Here is a 20,309-nt window from a genome sequence, read left to right as displayed (position 1 = left end):
AGCTTTCCCGTAAAGGGTAGTGGCGCAATTGGTAGCGCACCGGTCTCCAAAACCGGCGGTTGTGGGTTCGAGTCCCTCCTGCCCTGCTAGAAGGCGGCCCACAAGGGCCGTTTTCCACATTATCGAGAGGACAACAAGTGAGCCAGGCTTCCGCGTCTAGTCACGGCAATAAGCCAGCGAAAACCGATTCGCAAGGCTTGTTTGCTCGCATTATTCAGTTCTTCCATGAAGTTTTTGTTGAGCTGAAGAAAGTTCAGCGCCCAACCCGTTCTGAACTATGGAAACTATTTTTAACAGTGGTTTTCTTTGTCACAGTTGTGATGATTTTTGTCGGTGTTGTTGATCTGGTCTTTGCTCAACTCGTTCTCGTCATTTTCAGCTAGTGCTGGTTCTAAGGTCAATTGAAAGCAGGAAATATGTCTGAGGAAAAACTCGACAATACCCAAGCTAACCCAGTATTCTCCGATGCTAGCGCTGAGCAAGTATCGAATATTGCGTTGCCTGCAGAAGATGACGTTTTTGAAGCTGGTGTTGGCGAACACGACGGTATCGACGTCGTTGCAGATAGTCAATCTAGCGCCGATCTTAACCCTGAGGCAGGCGAAGAAACCGCTGCGGTTTCCGCCCAGCCACATCACAGTGAAGAGGCCAGTGGCGCCGAAGATGATTCGTCGGTTGTAACCGAAGAAATGGTGCGTGCCAAACTCAAGGGCCTTCCAGGGCGCTGGTATGTACTCCATACCTATGCTGGCTATGAAAAGCGGGTCAAGCACGATCTGGAAACTCGTATGCGCTCATTGGACATGGAAGATTATATTTTCCAAATTGAAGTTCCGATGGAAGAAGTCTTCGAGGTTAAAAAGGGTCAACGAAAGCTGATTTCTCGAGTACGTATTCCTGGCTATGCGCTTATTCGTATGAAGATGACTGACGATTCTTGGCGTGTAGTTCAAGATACAAACGGTGTTACCGGTTTTGTGGGAAATGGACGCAATCCGGTTGCACTCATGCCTGATGAAGTTGTGCAAATGCTCACCCCAGTTGTGGAGCAAGAAGCAGCTGCAGCGGCTCAAACCGCTGGTACACAAGTAGGTTCTCATGGTTTGACACTCGAGGTTGAATACTCAGTTGGGGAAACAGTGACACTGACCACTGAGCCTTGGATGGGAATGCCAGCTACAATTTCACAGGTTGATGCAGTTAATCAACGATTGACTGTTCTCATGACACTTGTCGGCCAGGAAACCCCGGTCGATTTGTCCTTCGGGCAAGTTAAGAAGATGGACTGATCAGTTATTGATCACCATTGCGTAGGTTTATCTCCACAGCGCAATGTTTATCACTTAACCCATCGAAGGCACCCGTCGTCATTGCCAGGCGGCGGAATCAGATAAGAAAAGAAGGATCAAAATGCCACCGAAGAAGAAGGTTGCCGGTCTGATCAAGCTCCAGATTCAAGCTGGAATGGCTACACCGGCTCCGCCAGTTGGCCCAGCTCTGGGTCAGCACGGCGTCAATATCGTGGAATTCACCAAGGCATACAATGCTGCAACTGAATCCATGCGCGGAAACATTATTCCGGTTGAAATCACGGTTTACGAGGATCGCTCGTTTACCTTTGTTACCAAGACTCCACCAGCTGCTGAGCTTATTAAGAAGGCTGCTGGTATCAAGAAGGGTTCTGCAGTTCCACAGTCGAACAAGGTCGGGCATCTCAGCGCTGATCAGCTTCGCGAAATCGCAAAGACGAAGGAACCAGACCTCAACGCCAACGATATCGACAACGCAGCTCGCATTATTGCTGGCACTGCACGCTCGATGGGCGTTACCACCGACGAGATCTAAGAATCTCAACCGCTCATTAAGAGTAAATGATGCCACCTGGGCATCGTGGTAGAGTCCGAGCGGGCTCGTTCCCCACAACTGCTGACAAGGAGAAAAGCAGAATGGCAAAGCGCTCAAAGAATTACCGTAAGGCTGCTGAGCTCATCCAAGCTGGTGAAATTTACACACCACTTGAGGCTATTGAGCTAGCACAGAAAACATCCGTAACTAAGTTCCCATCAACCGTCGAGGTCATGTACCGTCTCGGTGTTGATCCGCGTAAGGCAGATCAGATGGTTCGTGGTACGGTTAACCTCCCACACGGCACTGGTAAGACGGCACGTGTTATCGTCTTCGCCGTTGGTGATAAAGCCCAAGCAGCTCTTGAAGCTGGCGCTGACGAAGTCGGCGGCGATGAGCTCATCGAAAAGGTCGCAGGTGGCTGGACCGACTTCGATGCAGCTGTTGCAACCCCAGATCTCATGGGTAAAGTTGGCCGGTTAGGTCGCGTCCTTGGTCCTCGTGGTTTGATGCCAAACCCTAAGACCGGCACCGTGACCATGGATACCGCTAAGGCTGTTAATGATATCAAGGGTGGACGTATTGAGTTCCGTGTTGATAAGCACGGCAACCTTGCCTTCATCATTGGTAACACATCTTTCTCAACCGAGCAGCTCCTCGAGAACTTCGAAGCTGCCCATGAAGAGATCATGCGTGCCAAGCCAGCCTCATCAAAGGGCCGTTACTTGCTCAAGGCAACCGTTTCGACCACCATGGGTCCTGGTATTCGCATTGATGCAACAAAGTCTTCTTCTAAGGACGCCTGAAAAGCTATCTCGGCACTGACGAGATAATGCATTCGATATAGTGGACGGGTGGGAACTAGATATCTAGTTCCCACCCGTCCACTATGTGTAGGTGCAAATATGTAGCGTGATGTGTGTGGAAATTTCACGCAGGCTATGGATAATGTCTGCTGTAGTGCCTTGGTGTGCACAGCTCTTTTCCGTATAGCCGAGGCGTTCCCAGACAGTCCCGAGTAGCGTTCGGGCGTGCGCAGCTCTTTTCGCGTTGCCGAAAGGGTAGGAGTGCGCAGATAGGGTATGTGGAGCTAAGGATCCCTGCGGGCAACTATTAGCATCACGCCACAGTGGTATAGTTGAATAAAATCTCTAGGAAGACCAATAAAGGGGCTGACGGTGCGTAAATCATTAGTTATCGGGATCGCGGGTGGTACTGGTAGTGGAAAAACAACCCTTACCCGTGCAATTGAATCCCGGTTTGCACCTCATGCTTCAGTTATCTTCCATGACGCGTACTATAAAGCTCATGACGATTTAAGTTATGAAGAGCGCGCACAGCTCAACTATGACCATCCTGATTCTTTCGATAACGCGTTACTAGTTTCGCACCTCGATAAGTTACTTAGCGGTCATGCGATCGAAGCTCCAGTCTATGATTATGCTGCGCACAACAGGGCCAAGCACACCCAACACATTGAACCCGCACCGGTTCTCATTGTGGAAGGTATTTTATTATTCGCCGAGCCGCAAATCTGCGACCTATGTGATGTGAAGATCTTCGTCGATACCGATGCTGATGTGCGGATTTTACGCCGAATCAAACGTGATGTGATTGAACGTGGACGTTCACTTGAATCGGTGGAATCCCAGTATCTGGCAACCGTTAAACCAATGCATGAACTCTACGTCGAACCCTCAAAGCGACGAGCAGATCTCATCGTTCCTGAAGGTGGGCACAATATGGTTGCCTTGGATATGCTGGTTCATCGTATTGAAGGTGAACTCGGGCGTATGTGAGAATGTTTAACCGCTCACGTCCGGTGAACTTCACTTGCCACCTAGCTCTAAGTCAAGTAGTGTACTAACTGCCCAAGACCGCAGGTCGCCTGAAATTTTCAGGACGAAGTTCGCGTTGCGAAGCCAGCGTAGGTACGAATAGATAGCAGATATTCTGTGTTCTCCTCATGCCTGCGCATGAGGATTTTTTATTTCTCACTTTGCCATACGTAGAACTTCCGACAGCGGCATTCAATCGGAAGGAGGTCCCATGGCACGGACCGACAAGTCTGCAGCGATCGCAGAGCTCAAGGAGCTATTCTCGGGTTCTTCGGCCGTTCTCGTAACTGAGTACCGCGGACTGACTGTTGCACAGATGAAGACTCTTCGTCGCGCAATGGGTCAGGAAGCAACGTACGTGGTTGCGAAGAACACCCTCGCTCGCATCGCGGCTAAAGAAGCTGGCGTCGAAGGACTCGATGAAGCTCTCTCAGGCCCGACTGCACTGGCATTCGTCACCGGTGACATCGCTTCCGCAGCTAAAGCAGTAAAGAACTTTGCCAAAGAAAATCCAGCACTTATTGTTAAGGCTGGCGTTCTTGAAGGTAAACTTCTGGCTGCTGAAGATGTTCAGAAGCTCGCCGATCTCGAATCTCGCGAGGTCCTTTTGGCCAAGGCCGCAGGAGCTCTCAAGGCTTCCATGCAGAAGGCTGCATTTGTTTTCAACGCACCAGCAACCAAGTTGGTACGCACCGTCGACGCACTACGTGCGAAGCAAGAAGAAGCTGCTGCCTGAGTGCAGTAGCATAACTTAATACAATAACCGCCTCACACGTAGGCAAAGGAAGGTAGGCCAATCATGGCTAAGCTCACCGCTGAAGAGCTCATCGAAGCTTTCAAGGAGCTCACCCTAGTTGAGCTCAACGACTTCGTTAAGAAGTTCGAAGAAGAATTTGACGTAGAAGCAGCTGCTCCAGTTGCTGTTGCTGCTGCAGCTCCTGCTGCTGGTGGCGCCGCTGAAGCTGAAGAAGAGAAGGACGAATTTGACGTCATTCTCGAATCAGCTGGCGATAAGAAGATCGGTGTTATCAAGGAGGTGCGCGCCCTTACCTCCCTCGGTCTGAAGGAAGCTAAGGACCTCGTCGATGGTGCACCAAAGGCAGTTCTCGAAGGTGTCAACAAGGAGACCGCAGAGAAGGCTAAGGAGCAACTCGAAGGCGCTGGCGCAACCGTCACCCTTAAGTGATCTATGCGGAGTGATCCGCAATCATCACACAATACTTGTTGGTTAATCACCAGCGGTTGAGACGATCCCCCAAACTTATTGTTTGGGGGATCTCTTGATAAATATCGCGTGTGACTATCTCTACTTGCATCAGGGCGCAAAGTATGGGAGAGTTTTCGCGTTAAGAATTTTTCTTAACCCACATTCCTATCGAGGAACCTGTACGTAGCACGGCAGCCGTACAGAGATTCGAGGATAGTTTGTAGGTCTATAGGAGTCGTGACCCCTACCACAGTGGTTAGGGGTGGACTTTCCTGTGTTCGAACGGTAAATTAGAAACTTGCATGGCTTGTCTTTTGGCTACCATTTTTCCTTGAAAATAGTGCTTTTTACCGGCATATCCGGCAAAATGAATGGTCGTTTCGAGATTGAGTAAGTGCATATCCCTTACCAGAACCCAGGGAAGGATCACCTTTGGCTGCGCATAGCACCCCTACGCCCACCGTCGTGAACGGCAAATTAGTTTCTGATCGTGTGTCGTTTGCAAAGATCAACGAACCACTATCAGTTCCAGACCTCCTCGGCCTTCAGACCTCCAGCTACGGCTGGCTCATCGGTTCCGAAGAATGGCGTGCAAACGCTGCCGAAGGTGAAAAGTCTGGCCTTGAAGAAATTTTTGATGAGGTCTCACCCATCGAGAACACCGCAGGAACGATGGGATTAGTCCTATCCAATCCGCATCTCGAAGAAGAAAAAGCCTCGATCGCAGAATGTAAAGAGAAGGATCTTACCTACTCCGCTGCGTTGTATGTCACCGCAGAATTCCAAAACTATGAAACCGGCGAAATTAAGTCACAGACCACTTTCATCGGTGATTTCCCGTTGATGACTCCGCAAGGAACCTTCATCATTAACGGAACCGAGCGCGTCGTCGTTTCGCAGTTGGTTCGTTCTCCAGGCGTCTACTTTGAACGCATGGCAGATAAGACCTCCGATAAGTATATCTACTCTACCAAAGTCATCCCATCGCGCGGAGCATGGTTGGAGTTCGAAATTGACAAGCGTGACACCGTCGGTGTGCGCGTTGATCGTAAGCGTAAGCAGTCAGCCACCGTTTTCCTCAAGGCTCTGGGCATGTCTGAAGCTGAGATTCGCGAAGAATTCAAGGACTTCCCGATTCTCCTTGACACCTTGGATAAGGATTCGGTTAAAACCCAAGAAGAAGCGTTACAAGATCTCTACCGCAAGCTTCGCCCAGGTGAACCACCAACGGCTGAAGCTGGCCGGGCACTGATCAACAACTTCTACCACAACCCAAAGCGCTACGATATGGCCAAAGTGGGCCGGTATAAGGTCAACAAGAAGCTCGGCACGCACATCGCAACCGATCAGCGCCAGCTTCAACTCCAAGACGTCACCGCCACGTTGCGTTACCTCTTAGCACTTCACGCCAACCAAGCAACTGTTGTGACTGCAGAAGATGGTTTTGAAGTCCCAGTTGAAACTGACGATATTGATCATTTCGGTAACCGTCGCATCCGCGCAGTTGGTGAGCTGATCCAAAACCAGGTTCGCACTGGTTTAGCTCGGTTGGATCGTATGGTCCGCGAACGCATGACCACCCAAGAAGCCGAAGCTATCACGCCGTCGTCGTTGATTAACATTCGGCCAATTGTTGCAGCGATTAAGGAGTTCTTCGGAACCTCCCAGCTCTCCCAGTTCATGGATCAAAACAATCCACTGGCTGGCTTGACTCACAAGCGTCGCCTCTCCGCCCTCGGCCCAGGTGGTCTTTCGCGCGATCGCGCATCGATGGAAGTTCGAGACGTTCACCCATCGCACTACGGACGTATGTGCCCAATTGAAACCCCAGAAGGACCAAACATCGGTCTGATCGGTTCTTTGGCAACCTACGGACGAGTCAATGCGTTCGGGTTTATCGAAACACCATACCGCAAGGTCGTTGACGGTCGAGTGACCGATCAAATTGATTACCTCGATGCAGCCGACGAAGATCGCTTCAACGTAGCACAAGCCTCAGCTCCATTAGACGACGAGGGGCACTTCGTCGAAGATGAAGTTCTGGTACGTTTGCCCGGTGGCGAGCCAGCGCTCGTTCCGGCAGACGAAGTTGGCTACATGGACGTCTCTGCCCGCCAGATGGTTTCTGTAGGTACTGCAGCTATCCCATTCCTTGAGCATGACGATGCTAACCGTGCTCTTATGGGTGCGAACATGCAGCGCCAGGCTGTGCCACTGATTCGACCGGTTGCGCCATACGTTGGTACTGGTATCGAAGTTCGCGCCGCAGTCGATGCGGGCGAAGTAATCGTTGCACAAGCCCCCGGCGTCGTCACTGAAGTCTCAGCAGACGTCGTCCACGTTGAAGAAGATGACGGAACCCACCGCGTCTACAAGCTGTTGAAGTTTGAGCGTTCCAACCCCGGCAACTGTACCAACCAGATTGTGCGAGTTTCTCAAGGCGACCGCGTCGAAAAGGGCTCACTGATCGCTGACGGTCCAGCTACCGACGGTGGCGAACTTGCGTTGGGTCAAAACCTCCTCGTTGCCTTCATGGCATGGAATGGCTACAACTACGAAGATGCTATTATCGTCTCCCAGCGTTGCCAGTCAGAAGATTTGCTGACGTCCATCCACATTGAAGAGCACGAAGTTGACGCCCGCGATACCAAGCTCGGCCCAGAAGAAATCACTCGCGATATTCCAAACGTCGGTGAAGATATGTTGGCTCATCTCGATGAGCGCGGCATTATCCGCATCGGTGCCGAAGTATCTGCTGGAGATATCTTAGTTGGCAAGATTACACCAAAGGGTGAAACCGAGCTGACCTCCGAAGAACGCCTATTGCGCGCAATCTTTGGTGAAAAGGCGAAGGAAGTTCGTGATACCTCCTTGCGCGTGCCACACGGTGAATCTGGAATCGTTATCGGAGTCAAGGAATTCTCTTCGGAAAACCACGACGAGCTCGCTGCTGACGTGCGTCAAACTGTGCGAGTTCACATCGCACAACGCCGCAAGATCACCATTGGTGACAAGATGGCTGGACGCCACGGAAACAAGGGTGTTATCTCCCGTATCCTTCCGTTGGAAGACATGCCATTTATGGCCGATGGAACGCCAGTTGATATCGTGCTCAACCCCTTGGGCGTACCTTCGCGTATGAACTTGGGTCAGGTCTTCGAACTCCATCTCGGTTGGGTAGCTTCCCAAGGATGGGATGCCACAGCAGCACGAGAAGCAGGCGAAGAATGGGCAGTGCGACTCCCAGATAATGCAGTAGTTGGCCAACGCGAAGGTCGAGTAGCTACCCCGGTATTCGACGGCGTTGAATCCGATGAACTGCGCGGTTTGCTTGAAAACACCAACGTCAATCGAGACGGTGATCGACTAATCGGTGCTTCTGGAAAGGCGCAACTGTTTGACGGCCGTACCGGTGACCCGTTCCCAGAACCTGTTTCTGTGGGTTACATGTATATGCTGAAGTTGCACCACTTGGTTGACGATAAGATCCACGCACGCTCTACTGGTCCATATTCTATGGTTACCCAGCAGCCACTCGGTGGTAAAGCACAGTTCGGTGGACAGCGTTTCGGAGAAATGGAAGTGTGGGCCTTGGAGGCCTACGGCGCAGCCCATACCCTCCAAGAAATGTTGACTATCAAGTCCGACGACACTGTTGGCCGTGTCAAGGTTTATGAAGCAATCGTCAAAGGCGATAATGTTCCAGAACCTGGCATCCCCGAATCCTTTAAGGTTCTCGTGCAAGAAATGCGTTCCTTGTGCTTGAACGTGGAAGCTTTGGATGCTGCCGGTAACCCGATCAACCTCCAAGATTCCGACGACGATGCCTTCCGCGCTCCGCAAAGCGCCGGTATCACCACCGGTTTAGAAGATCTCCAAACCGGTTCGGAACTCTAACAAACGTCAGTGAGGTCAGTAGCTTCAACGCCTGCTACTGACCTCACGAAATGCCCAATAATCGGCGTAATTTAGTGAGGAAGTAGGAATCTTGCTCGACGTTAATCTTTTTGATCAGCTACATATTTCGCTAGCCACATCTGATGATGTGCGCAAGTGGAGTCATGGCACTGTTACCAAGCCAGAAACCATTAACTATCGTACGCTCAAGCCGGAAAAGGACGGTCTGTTCGGCGAACAGATCTTTGGTCCAACCCGTGACTGGGAGTGTGCCTGTGGAAAGTACAAGCGCCCGCGATACAAGGGAATTGTGTGCGAACGCTGTGGTGTTGAAGTTACTCGTTCGAAGGTTCGCCGCGAACGTATGGGCCACATTGAGCTCGCAGCACCTGTGACCCACATCTGGTACTTCAAGGGTGTCCCTTCACGCCTTGGCTACCTACTCGATATTGCTCCAAAAGACCTCGAAAAAGTCATTTACTTTGCGGCATATATGGTCACCGACGTCGACGCTGAGCGGCGCCACAACGATATGCCGGCTTTGACCGCAGAATACGAACTAGAACGCGCAAACTTGGAAAAAGAGCGCGATGCAGCAATCGAAAAGCGACTCAAGGCTGAAGAAGACGCGCTAGCGCAAGCAGAGAAAGACGGTCAGGACGCTGCTGCACGCGCTAAGATCAAGCGCAATGCAGAAAACGAAACCCGCCGTGTTCGTCGCGAATATGAAGAAGATCTTGCCCGTTTAGAAGACGTGTGGGATAAGTTCACCAAGCTCAAGGTTGGCGATCTCGAAGGAGACGAAGAAGCATACCGTGAGATGGCGCTTCGCTGGGGTGACTACTTCCAGGCATTCCGTGGAGCTGAAGCTATTCAGCGTCGCTTGAAGTCTTTCGATCTGGAAGCCGAGCATGAGGCTTTAGTTGAACAGATCGAAACTGGTACCGCACAGCGTAAAACTCGCGCCTTGAAGCGCATTAAGGTTGTCAACGCATTTTTGCATACCGGCACCAAGCCAGAGGCAATGGTTCTCGATGCGCTTCCAGTTATCCCGCCGGACTTGCGCCCTATGGTTCAGCTTGATGGTGGCCGCTTTGCGACCTCAGATCTTAACGATCTCTACCGTCGTGTCATTAACCGCAACAACCGTCTCCAGCGCATGATCGATCTGAACGCGCCTGAGATTATGGTGAACAACGAAAAGCGTATGCTTCAAGAAGCTGTTGACGCACTCTTCGACAACGGCCGTCGCGGTCGTCCGGTTCAGGGTGCAGGTAACCGCCCATTGAAGTCGATTTCGGATATGCTCAAGGGCAAGCAGGGACGTTTCCGCCAAAACTTGCTTGGAAAGCGCGTGGATTACTCTGGTCGTTCGGTTATCGTCGTCGGCCCAACCTTGAAGCTCCATCAGTGTGGTCTGCCCAAGACGATGGCACTGGAATTGTTCAAGCCGTTCGTGCAAAAGCGACTTGTCGATCTGGAATTGGCTAAGAACATTAAGGCTGCGAAGCGGTTGATTGAACGCCAACGCGATGAAGTTTTCGACGTGCTCGAAGAGGTTATTCGCGAGCATCCAGTCTTGCTCAACCGTGCTCCAACCTTGCACCGTTTGGGTATTCAGGCGTTCGAGCCACAACTCATTGAAGGTAAGGCAATTCGTCTTCACCCACTCGTTTGTGCGGCGTTCAACGCTGACTTTGACGGTGACCAGATGGCAGTCCATTTGCCGCTGTCAGTTGAAGCTCAAGCAGAAGCTCGTATCCTTATGCTCTCGGCCAACAATATCCTTAAGCCATCCGATGGTCGCCCAGTGACCGTCCCGGCCCAGGACATGATTATTGGTCTTTACCATTTGACTGTTGTCCGTGATGGGGGAGCGGGCGAAGGCCGTTACTTCTCCTCGGCTGCTGAAGCACAGATGGCATTCGATCTTGGTCAACTCGATTTGAACGCGAAGATTCATATCCGCTTCCCAGCTGACGGTGTTGTTCCACCGCGCGATTGGCAGGCGCCGCAAGGCTATGAAGAAGGCGATCCGATCACCCTCGAAACCACGCTGGGCCGCGCCCTGTTCAACGAAGCGCTGCCAACAACCTTCCCATTCATCAACACTGTGGTGGGCAAGAAGGTTTTGGGTTCGATCATTAACGAACTTGCCGAGCGTTACCCGAAGGTCGACGTCGGTGCCTCACTTGACGCTTTGAAGGAAACCGGTTTCTATTGGGGTGGACGTTCTGGTGTGACGATTGCGGTTTCCGACGTTATTCCGCCAGATACCAAGAAGGATATTCTTGCTGCTGCCGAAAAGCGAGCTGCCAAGATCGAAATGGACTTCCAAGAAGGTAACATCCGTGACGAAGATCGTCGTAAGGATCTTGTTGCGTTGTGGACCGAAGTTACCGATCAGGTTGCTGACGAAATGCGCAAGAACTTCGATGACTGGAATAACGTCAATGTGATGGTTACTTCTGGTGCTCGTGGTAACTGGATGCAGATTCGCCAGGTTGCTGGTATGCGTGGACTCGTGGCTGATCCTAAGGGTGAAATTATTCCTCGTCCTATCACCTCTAACTACCGTGAAGGCTTGTCAGCACTCGAATACTTCACCGCTACCCACGGTGCTCGTAAGGGACTTGCCGATACCGCGTTGCGTACCGCTGAGTCTGGCTACTTGACCCGTCGTTTGGTTGACGTGGCACAGGATGTGATTGTTCGCGAACACGATTGTGGTACCTCACGTGGTTTGACAAAGTCTATTGTTGCGGTTGATAAAGACGGTAACGAATTGCGCGAAGTCGTCCTTGACGGCGTGCCAACGTCGGTTACGGCAAGCGACGTTTCGCCGGCGCAGTGGGAGTCGGGCAAGGTTCTGGCGCACGATGAGATCGATACTTCGGTTTACGCGCGTACCTTAGCTAAGGATGTTACCGACGGCGATGGCAACGTTATCGTCGAAGCTGGTACCGATATTGGCGACGTTGCTCTCGAGCAGTTGCTCAATGCTGGTATTAAAGAGATCTCGGTTCGTTCGGTGCTCACATGTGATTCACGTGTTGGTACTTGTGCTTTGTGCTATGGTCGTTCCTTGGCAACCGGTAAACTCGTCGATATCGGCGAAGCTGTGGGTATTGTTTCCGCACAGTCGATTGGCGAACCTGGTACCCAGTTGACCATGCGTACCTTCCACACCGGTGGTGCTGCATCAGCAGAGGATATCACCCAGGGTCTACCTCGTGTTCAAGAACTCTTCGAAGCTCGTACCCCTAAGGGTGAAGCTCCGTTGGCTGAAGCTGCAGGTAAGCTGGAAATCGAAGATATGGAACGTTCGCGTCGCTTGATCATTAAGCGTGACGACGGCGATGAAGACTTGGTATATCTGGTAGGCAAGCGCGCTAAGCTCTTGGTTCCAGAAGGTTCCCACGTCACGGTTGGTCAGCAGCTTGTTGAAGGCTTGATTGATCCTAAGAAGGTCTTGCGTATTTCGGGACGCCGCACTACTCAGTTGCACTTAGTGTCCGAAGTTCAGCATGTTTACCGTTCGCAGGGTGTAGAAATCCACGACAAGCACATTGAAGTTATCGTACGTCAGATGTTGCGTCGCGTCACTGTTCTGGATTCGGGTAGCACTCGTTTGCTACCAGGTGAACTCGTTGACGTGGCAGTATTTGAAAGCGCTAACCGTGCAGTTTTGGCTGAAGGTGGCCGCCCGGCATCGGGTCGTCCAGAACTCATGGGTATCACCAAGGCTTCCTTGGCAACTGATTCTTGGTTGTCAGCCGCCTCCTTCCAGGAAACGACGAAGGTGCTTACTGAAGCTGCACTCAATTCCAAGTCTGATCCGTTGTCTGGTCTGAAGGAAAACGTCATTCTTGGTAAGCTCATTCCGGCTGGTACTGGCCTTGAGACGTTGCGTCAATTGCGTGTTGAGCCAACGAATGAGGCACGTGCTGAGTATGAGCAACTCAATTCCTTCATGGGTGGTGGCATGGAATCATTTGATGATTTCTATGGCTATGGCTCATTCGATGATTACGACGCTGCCGGATACGGTTACGGTTCTAATTTCTAACCGGTATCTGTAGTGGATAGTTAATGTTTGTGGCGGTGGTAGTAATACCACCGCCATAAACTTAGTTAAAAGGATATTTATTATGGTTCAACCAACTGGGTCAGTCCACGAAGTGAGCGTCGACGAACTCTTTTTTTCTACAACAGATGCCAAAGGCATTATCGATTTATCGAATAGTGTTTTCACCCGTATGTCACGCTATTCACGCACTGAGCTCCACGGGGCTCCGCACAACATCATTCGCCACCCTGACATGCCAGCAGCAGCTTTTAAGGTTATGTGGGATACTTTGCAAAGCGGTCAACCCTTCGCGGCCTACGTGCGTAACCTTGCTGCCGACGGCTCCGAATACCGCGTTTTTGCAACCATCACTCCGCTGCGCGACGGCGGATTTTTATCGGTACGTTCGCGTCCGATGGATCAAGAGCGCTACGGCGCGGTCGCGGGTATTTACGACGTAGTACGTCGCGCCGAGCGAGAGTATATGGCTCAAGGGTTAAACCGTAGAGAGGTTGCCGAATCCGGCGTTGGAGTTTTGGTTCAAACCTTGACGTCTGCAGGAATTGAGTCGTATGAGAGTTTCCAAAATGGTTCGTTAGTATCCGAAGTTCATTTGCGCGAGCAGCTCACCTCGGGGTTCCCTTCGCGTGATGGTGACGGAGAACTTCCGCACGTCTTAGATCGTGCTCGTGAAATCTATGAGCTTTTGGATCAATGGATGAGTAAGCAAGATGTGCTGGCGGGCCTCGCGCATAAAATTACCGCGACGCTGTCTCAAGTTAGTGCGGATATGACCTATATGAATTCGGCGGGGGAGAAGTTTACGAACTATGGCGCTCTCCGCCCTGAGCTTTCATCCTTGACGATGCCTTTGACGGTCTGGGCGCAGATGCAACCAATTGTTAATGGTTACACTGATTCGTTAGCCCAGCGCCTAGCGAAGTTGAATCTTAATGTTTCGCGCACCCAGTTCCGGATCGCGTTGAGCCGATTGCATATCTATATGTATGGCCTCTTTGTTGCAGAAATTATCGATGAAGCCGGTGACGATAGTGCACAGCGGTTGCGCGCCCTTGCCATGTTGGGTGAGGCGCTTGTCGACGACGTCGAAACCTTAGAGCAACAAGCGAAGACGACTGCGGCATACATGGCAGAAGTTGGTTCATATGTCACTAGCGTGGTTGAGGCGTTAGCTATTCCGCGTCAATTGCTGGGTATGTGGGAAGCTACCGGCGTTACGGGAATCGACGACGAACAGAGTGCAGAACTGGTTTCGATGGTGGCTTCGGCGAAGAAACGGGGGGATGAGTCATTGCAAACGTTGGTGGATTTAGCTGAGCAGTTGAGTGGTATCACCGAGCTAGCTTCGGATAGCGATAATATTCAATCGAATCTGCGCGATATTTGTGATGTTATTAACTCTATGACAGCGTGATATCGGTGAATTGTCGAGATTCCGCGGGCTGTGTGCCTAGTGCCACTAAGTAATATGCTCCGAATCTTTGACTGACACAGTGCCGATTAGTTAGTCTTATGAACGGTGCCCGTTCCAGGCGTATGTCGTTGCCAAATTGGAAAAACCGAATGCTTTCTCGTGAAAGCCCGTCTCCACACGGCCGGTATTTCGAATATGTATTCGCGTGGACGTTAGGAAAGAACGGTGTCTTTCCGACCGCAGGTTCGAAAAAGGCGAGCAGGCGGGCAGTTCGACTATTGACATATCAACAGGAGAAATAGTGCCAACTATTCAGCAGCTGGTCCGCAAGGGCCGCTCCAGCAAGGCGAGTTCATCAAACACGCCGGCGCTGAAGGCTAGCCCGCAGCGTCGTGGCGTGTGCACCCGTGTGTACACCACAACTCCGAAGAAGCCTAACTCGGCTCTTCGTAAGGTTGCTCGTGTCCGTCTTTCATCGGGCATCGAAGTAACTGCATATATCCCAGGCGAAGGCCACAACCTCCAGGAGCACTCGATTGTGCTCGTTCGCGGCGGTCGTGTGAAGGACCTTCCTGGTGTGCGCTACCACATCGTTCGTGGTGCTCTCGATACGCAGGGCGTAAAGAGCCGCAGCCAGGGTCGTTCCAAGTACGGTGCGAAGAAGGAGAAGAAGTAATGCCACGTAAGGGTCCAGCGCGTAAGCGCCCACTCATTGCCGATCCGGTTCACGGCTCAACAGTCGTTACCCAGCTTATTAATCGCGTCCTTCTTGATGGCAAGAAGTCCACTGCCGAGCGCATTGTTTATGGTGCACTTGCCGCAGTTGGTGAGAAGACTGGCCAAGAGCCATTGTCTGTTCTCAAGCGCGCACTTGATAATATCCGCCCACAGCTCGAAGTTCGTTCGCGCCGTGTTGGTGGTGCAACCTACCAGGTGCCGGTCGAGGTTAAGCCAGGCCGCGCCAATACTCTAGCGCTTCGCTGGCTCGTTGATTTCTCCCGCGCGCGTCGTGAGCACACCATGCTCGAGCGTTTGCAAAATGAAATCATGGACGCCGCTAATGGCCTCGGCGCCGCTGTTAAGCGTCGCGAGGACATGCACAAGATGGCCGAAGCGAACCGTGCGTTTGCACACTACCGCTGGTAAACCGCCGTCGGGCAATAACTGCTCGGCATAATCAGGAAAGAGATCCATGGCACACGAAGTGCTTACCGACCTCACGAAGGTCCGTAACATCGGAATTATGGCGCACATTGACGCGGGTAAAACCACCGTCACTGAGCGTATCCTCTTCTACACCGGTATTAACTACAAGCTCGGTGAAACACACGATGGCGCCTCCACCACAGACTGGATGGAGCAGGAAAAAGAGCGCGGTATTACGATTACCTCCGCTGCTGTTACTTCCTTCTGGAAGGGTCATCAGATCAACATTATTGACACCCCAGGACACGTTGACTTCACCGTTGAGGTAGAGCGCTCATTGCGCGTCCTCGACGGTGCAGTGGCTGTCTTCGACGGTAAAGAAGGTGTGGAGCCTCAGTCTGAGACTGTTTGGCGCCAGGCTGACAAGTACAATGTTCCACGTATCTGCTTCATCAACAAGATGGACAAGATGGGTGCCGATTTCTACTTCTCAGTACAGACCCTCAAAGACCGTTTGCACGCAACTCCAATCGTGATGGAGATTCCAATCGGTTCTGAGTCCGATATTGCTGGCGTTATCGATCTTTTGACGATGAAAGCCTTGCGTTTCCCAGAGAAGGACGAGCAGGGCAATGCAACAATGGGCTCCTTGGTTGTCGAGGAAGAAATTCCTGCTGACCTCCTTGCTAAGGCTGAGGAATACCGTGCAGCTCTCGTTGAGCAGGTTTCAGAAAACGACGAAGACCTCATCGATAAGTATCTTGGTGGTGAAGAGCCAACTATCGAAGAACTCAAAGCAGTTATTCGCCGGATGACCATCGCAGGTGAAGCCTTCCCAGTTTACTGTGGTTCAGCATACAAGAACATCGGTATTCAGCCAGTTCTCGATGCTGTCGTCGACTTCCTTCCTTCCCCAATTGACGTTGGCGAAGTTAAGGGCATCGATCCGCGCAACGAAGAAGTTGAACTTGTTCGCAAGCCAGATGAGAAAGAACCGTTTGCTGCTCTTGCGTTCAAGATTGCAGTCCACCCATTCTTTGGTCGTTTGACTTACGTTCGTGTTTACTCCGGTACGATGGAAGCTGGTTCCCAGGTTCTTAACGCTACTAAGGGTAAGAAAGAGCGTATTGGCAAGATCTTCCAGATGCACTCCAATAAGGAAAATCCTGTTGATGTTGCACACGCTGGTCACATCTATGCCGTTATCGGTTTGAAGGACACCACAACCGGTGATTCGCTAACCGATCTTAACCACCCAATCTCACTGGAATCGATGACGTTCCCAGAACCAGTCATCCACGTTGCAGTTGAGCCAAAGTCAAAGGCTGATCAAGAAAAGCTTGGTATCGCTATTCAGAAACTTGCTGAAGAAGATCCAACCTTCACTGTTCGCCTCGACGAAGAATCTGGTCAGACCGTTATCGGCGGTATGGGCGAACTTCACTTGGATATTATCGTTGACCGCATGCGTCGCGAGTTCAAGGTTGAAGCAAACGTTGGTGCGCCGATGGTTGCCTACCGTGAGACGATTCGTTCAACCGCAAAGTCTATCGACTACACCCACAAGAAGCAGACCGGTGGTTCCGGTCAGTTCGCAAAGGTTATTGTCACCTTCGAACCTCTCGAGGAAAACGAAGAAGGCAAGACCTACGAGTTTGTTGACGCAGTGACTGGTGGCCGTGTGCCACGCGAGTACATTCCGTCCGTCGATGCTGGTATTCAGGCAGCCATGGATAACGGCGTTCTTGCCGGATTCCCTATGGTGAACGTGAAGGCCACCCTCGAAGACGGCGCGTACCACGACGTCGACTCCTCCGAAATGGCGTTCAAGATTGCTGGACAGATGGTATTCCGTGAAGGTGCTAAGCGCGCTAATCCGGTTATCCTCGAACCAGTTATGGACGTGGAGGTCCGTACTCCTGAAGAGTACATGGGAGATGTGATCGGCGATCTTAACTCACGCCGTGGTCTGATCTCCTCGATGGAGGATGCGACCGGCGTCAAGATCGTTCGTGCCCTCGTTCCGCTTTCCGAAATGTTCGGATACATTGGCGACTTGCGTTCAAAGACGCAAGGTCGCGCTGTGTACTCCATGCAGTTCGCGAAGTACCAGGAAGTCCCGAAGGCTGTTGCCGACGAGATTATCCAAAAGACCCGTGGCGAGTGAGCCAACAGGTCTGATTTACAATCAAACCAATCGACCAGTAGGATCTCTTTAGCCACGGTTTGGTGCTAGCGCACAAATCATATAAGCTGAAGACCAAATAACATCGAGTCCCAGGAGGACAAAAGTGGCCAAGGCCAAGTACGACAAGTCAAAGACACACATGAATATCGGTACCATCGGTCACGTCGATCACGGAAAGACGACGACGACCGCTGCTATTACCAAGGTTCTAGCAGACAAGTACCCAGAATTGAACGAGTTCACCCCGTTCGACCAGGTTGATAACGCTCCAGAAGAGCGCCAGCGTGGTATTACCATCAACGTTTCCCACGTTGAATACCAGACCGAAAAGCGTCACTACGCTCACGTTGACGCCCCAGGCCACGCCGATTACATCAAGAACATGATTACCGGTGCTGCTCAGATGGACGGCGCAATCCTCGTTGTTGCTGCCACCGACGGCCCAATGGCACAGACCCGCGAGCACGTTCTTCTTGCTCGCCAGGTTGGCGTTCCACAGATCATCGTTGCTCTTAACAAGGCTGACATGGTTGACGATGAGGAAATCCTCGAACTCGTCGAAATGGAAGTTCGTGAGCTTCTTTCCAGCCAGGAATACCCAGGCGATGACCTTCCAGTTGTGAAGATCTCCGCTCTGAAGGCTCTCGAAGGCGATGCTGAGTGGTCGAAGTCCATCGAAGAACTCATGGATGCAGTCGATACCTACTTCGACGATCCAGTTCGCGATCTCGATAAGCCATTCCTCATGCCAATCGAAGACGTCTTCACCATCACCGGTCGTGGAACCGTTGTTACCGGCCGTGCAGAGCGCGGTATGCTCAACTTGAACGAAGAAGTTGAAATTCTCGGTATCCGTGCACCACAGAAGACCACCGTTACCGGTATCGAAATGTTCCACAAGTCCATGGATCACGCAGACGCAGGCGAGAACTGTGGTCTTCTCCTCCGTGGTACCAAGCGCGAAGATGTTGAGCGTGGACAGGTTGTTGCCAAGCCAGGCACCATCACCCCACACACCAACTTCGAAGCTCAGGTTTACGTGCTCGGTAAGGAAGAAGGTGGCCGTCACAACCCATTCTTCTCCAACTACCGTCCACAGTTCTACTTCCGTACCACTGACGTTACCGGCGTGATCACCCTTCCAGAGGGCACCGAAATGGTTATGCCTGGCGACAACACCGACATGACCGTCGAACTCATCCAGCCAATTGCTATGGAAGAGGGCCTCGGCTTCGCAATCCGCGAAGGTGGTCGTACCGTTGGTTCAGGTCGAGTCACCAAGATCATCAAGTGATGCATCTTTAGGTAACTAATACCTCGTGTGGGCCCTGCTTTTATGCAGGGCCCACACTTTTGTTCTGACGTCATGGCCGCTGGTCAGCGTTTGCCATATAGTTGTTGCAACTACTTGCACGTTTTGCACACCATGAACAGCGAGTCTGAGCGAGGCGGTGTGCAATGGCACACCAAGTTACGCTAAAACTTGATGGTGTGGCTCGTTATTTGCAATACTTATCAAGTTGTCTGGTTTTAGCCAGACGTTAGAACTTGGCCGAAGTGCAAAAGTATTTCGGTACATAAGGCCGGTTCGCCGAAAATCTCATAGGGCTGACGTTGTTGAATGCTTAACCGCGACACGCCCGACTGCGGGTTTCGGTGTTCCGCGGTAAAAGAGAGGGAGACGACGCCATGGCGGGACAAAAAATCCGCATCCGTCTGAAGTCTTATGACCATGAGGTCATCGACAACGCAGCGAAAAAGCTCGTCGACGAAGTTACCCGTACAGGAGCGTCGGTCGTGGGCCCAGTGCCATTGCCGACCGAGAAGAACGTTTTCACGGTCATTCGCTCGCCCCACAAGTACAAGGACAGTCGCGAACACTTCGAAATGCGTACGCATAAGCGACTGATCGACATTGTCGATCCGACTCTGAAGACCATTGACACGCTACGTCGTCTGGATTTACCAGCAGATGTTAGCGTCGAGATTAAGCTCTGAGGTAACGCATAAAATGACCAAGAACATCACTACTGCTAAAGCAGCGCCAGTAAAGGCCCTGCTTGGCATCAAGCTCGGCATGACCCAGGTCTGGGATGAGAACGCTAATCTCGTTCCAGTGACTGTTGTTCGTGTTGGTAAGAACGTTGTAACTCAGGTTCGTACACCTGAGACCGATGGCTATTCCGCTGTCCAGATTGCTTCTGGCGAGTTGAAGGCCAAGAACGTGACCAAGCCACTCAAGGGACACTTTGAGAAGGCAGGCGTTGAGCCACGTCGTCACGTAGCTGAAGTCCGCACATTTGACGCAGCCGAATATACGCTAGGCCAGGAACTCGGTGTTGATACATTCGAAGCCGGCCAAACAATTGACGTTATCGGTAAGTCAAAGGGTAAAGGTTTCGCTGGTGTTATGAAGCGTCATGGCTTCGCCGGTGTTTCTGCTTCCCACGGTGCACACCGTAACCACCGCAAGCCTGGTTCCATCGGCGCATGTGCTACACCATCTCGCGTATTCCGCGGTATGCGTATGGCTGGCCGCATGGGCAATGCTCGCGTAACCGTGCAAAACTTGACCATTCACGCCATTGACGCCGAGAACGATTTGATTCTCGTGTCTGGCGCTATCCCAGGTAACAAGGGTGGCGTCGTCGTGATCCGTACTGCCGTGAAGGGAGCCTGATCTA

16 protein-coding genes and 1 tRNA gene are annotated in these 20,309 nt (G+C 51.8%); all 17 read left to right on the top strand.

Going from position 1 to position 20,309, the window contains the following annotated elements:
- Positions 1–13: 13 nt before the first annotated feature.
- The 17 genes from NG665_RS06875 to rplC all read left to right on the top strand — a co-directional run bounded on the left by NG665_RS06875 (position 14) and on the right by rplC (position 20,305).
- A tRNA-Trp gene (locus NG665_RS06875) sits at positions 14–86 on the top strand.
- Positions 87–137: 51 nt separating this feature from the next.
- Positions 138–383 carry a preprotein translocase subunit SecE gene (gene secE, locus NG665_RS06870; protein ID WP_252672982.1) on the top strand — a complete coding sequence of 82 codons (246 nt, stop codon included), beginning with the start codon at positions 138–140 and terminating at the stop codon, positions 381–383.
- A gap of 33 nt (positions 384–416) precedes the next feature.
- Entirely contained in the window at positions 417–1,289 is an 873-nt protein-coding gene (gene nusG / locus NG665_RS06865) for a transcription termination/antitermination protein NusG (protein ID WP_252672981.1), read from the top strand.
- A 121-nt stretch (positions 1,290–1,410) separates the two neighbouring features.
- Positions 1,411–1,845: a 50S ribosomal protein L11 gene (gene rplK, locus NG665_RS06860; protein WP_252672980.1), complete on the top strand. Its 435-nt coding sequence runs from the start codon at positions 1,411–1,413 to the stop codon at positions 1,843–1,845.
- A gap of 101 nt (positions 1,846–1,946) precedes the next feature.
- Entirely contained in the window at positions 1,947–2,651 is a 705-nt protein-coding gene (gene rplA, locus NG665_RS06855) for a 50S ribosomal protein L1 (RefSeq protein WP_252672979.1), read from the top strand.
- A gap of 372 nt (positions 2,652–3,023) precedes the next feature.
- Entirely contained in the window at positions 3,024–3,644 is a 621-nt protein-coding gene (gene udk, locus NG665_RS06850) for a uridine kinase (protein ID WP_252672978.1), read from the top strand.
- A gap of 250 nt (positions 3,645–3,894) precedes the next feature.
- Positions 3,895–4,419, top strand: coding sequence for a 50S ribosomal protein L10 (gene rplJ, locus NG665_RS06845; protein ID WP_252672977.1), 525 nt, complete (start codon positions 3,895–3,897; stop codon positions 4,417–4,419).
- Between the two features lie 63 nt (positions 4,420–4,482).
- A complete protein-coding gene (gene rplL / locus NG665_RS06840; protein ID WP_252672976.1) occupies positions 4,483–4,869 on the top strand; it encodes a 50S ribosomal protein L7/L12 in 387 nt (128 codons plus the stop codon).
- A gap of 453 nt (positions 4,870–5,322) precedes the next feature.
- The gene (gene rpoB / locus NG665_RS06835; protein WP_252672975.1) at positions 5,323–8,787 is read left to right on the top strand and encodes a DNA-directed RNA polymerase subunit beta; all 3,465 of its coding nucleotides are present in this window, start codon (positions 5,323–5,325) and stop codon (positions 8,785–8,787) included.
- 91 nt (positions 8,788–8,878) lie between these two features.
- Positions 8,879–12,856, top strand: coding sequence for a DNA-directed RNA polymerase subunit beta' (rpoC, locus tag NG665_RS06830; protein ID WP_252672974.1), 3,978 nt, complete (start codon positions 8,879–8,881; stop codon positions 12,854–12,856).
- Between the two features lie 82 nt (positions 12,857–12,938).
- Entirely contained in the window at positions 12,939–14,291 is a 1,353-nt protein-coding gene (locus NG665_RS06825) for a PAS domain-containing protein (RefSeq protein WP_252672973.1), read from the top strand.
- A gap of 301 nt (positions 14,292–14,592) precedes the next feature.
- On the top strand, positions 14,593–14,967 hold the full coding sequence (gene rpsL, locus NG665_RS06820) for a 30S ribosomal protein S12 (RefSeq protein ID WP_252672972.1): 375 nt from the start codon (positions 14,593–14,595) through the stop codon (positions 14,965–14,967).
- A complete protein-coding gene (gene rpsG / locus NG665_RS06815) occupies positions 14,967–15,437 on the top strand; it encodes a 30S ribosomal protein S7 (protein WP_252672971.1) in 471 nt (156 codons plus the stop codon). Before rpsL ends, rpsG begins: the two co-directional genes overlap by 1 nt.
- A gap of 46 nt (positions 15,438–15,483) precedes the next feature.
- Positions 15,484–17,604 (top strand): elongation factor G, encoded by a 2,121-nt coding sequence (gene fusA / locus NG665_RS06810; RefSeq protein ID WP_252672970.1) that lies wholly within the window; start codon positions 15,484–15,486, stop codon positions 17,602–17,604.
- Positions 17,605–17,728: 124 nt separating this feature from the next.
- The gene (gene tuf, locus NG665_RS06805; protein ID WP_252672969.1) at positions 17,729–18,919 is read left to right on the top strand and encodes an elongation factor Tu; all 1,191 of its coding nucleotides are present in this window, start codon (positions 17,729–17,731) and stop codon (positions 18,917–18,919) included.
- 395 nt (positions 18,920–19,314) lie between these two features.
- Positions 19,315–19,623 (top strand): 30S ribosomal protein S10, encoded by a 309-nt coding sequence (gene rpsJ, locus NG665_RS06800; RefSeq protein ID WP_013170582.1) that lies wholly within the window; start codon positions 19,315–19,317, stop codon positions 19,621–19,623.
- Between the two features lie 13 nt (positions 19,624–19,636).
- Positions 19,637–20,305, top strand: a complete 669-nt coding sequence (rplC, locus tag NG665_RS06795; RefSeq protein ID WP_252672968.1) for a 50S ribosomal protein L3 — start codon at positions 19,637–19,639, stop codon at positions 20,303–20,305.
- Positions 20,306–20,309: the final 4 nt, after the last annotated feature.

Origin of the sequence: Arcanobacterium pinnipediorum (genome assembly GCF_023973165.1) — a bacterium.
Taxonomy (GTDB): Bacteria; Actinomycetota; Actinomycetes; order Actinomycetales; family Actinomycetaceae; genus Arcanobacterium; species Arcanobacterium pinnipediorum.
Note: the sequence above shows the minus strand (reverse complement) of the source record. Positions and strands in the feature narration are given on the sequence as shown.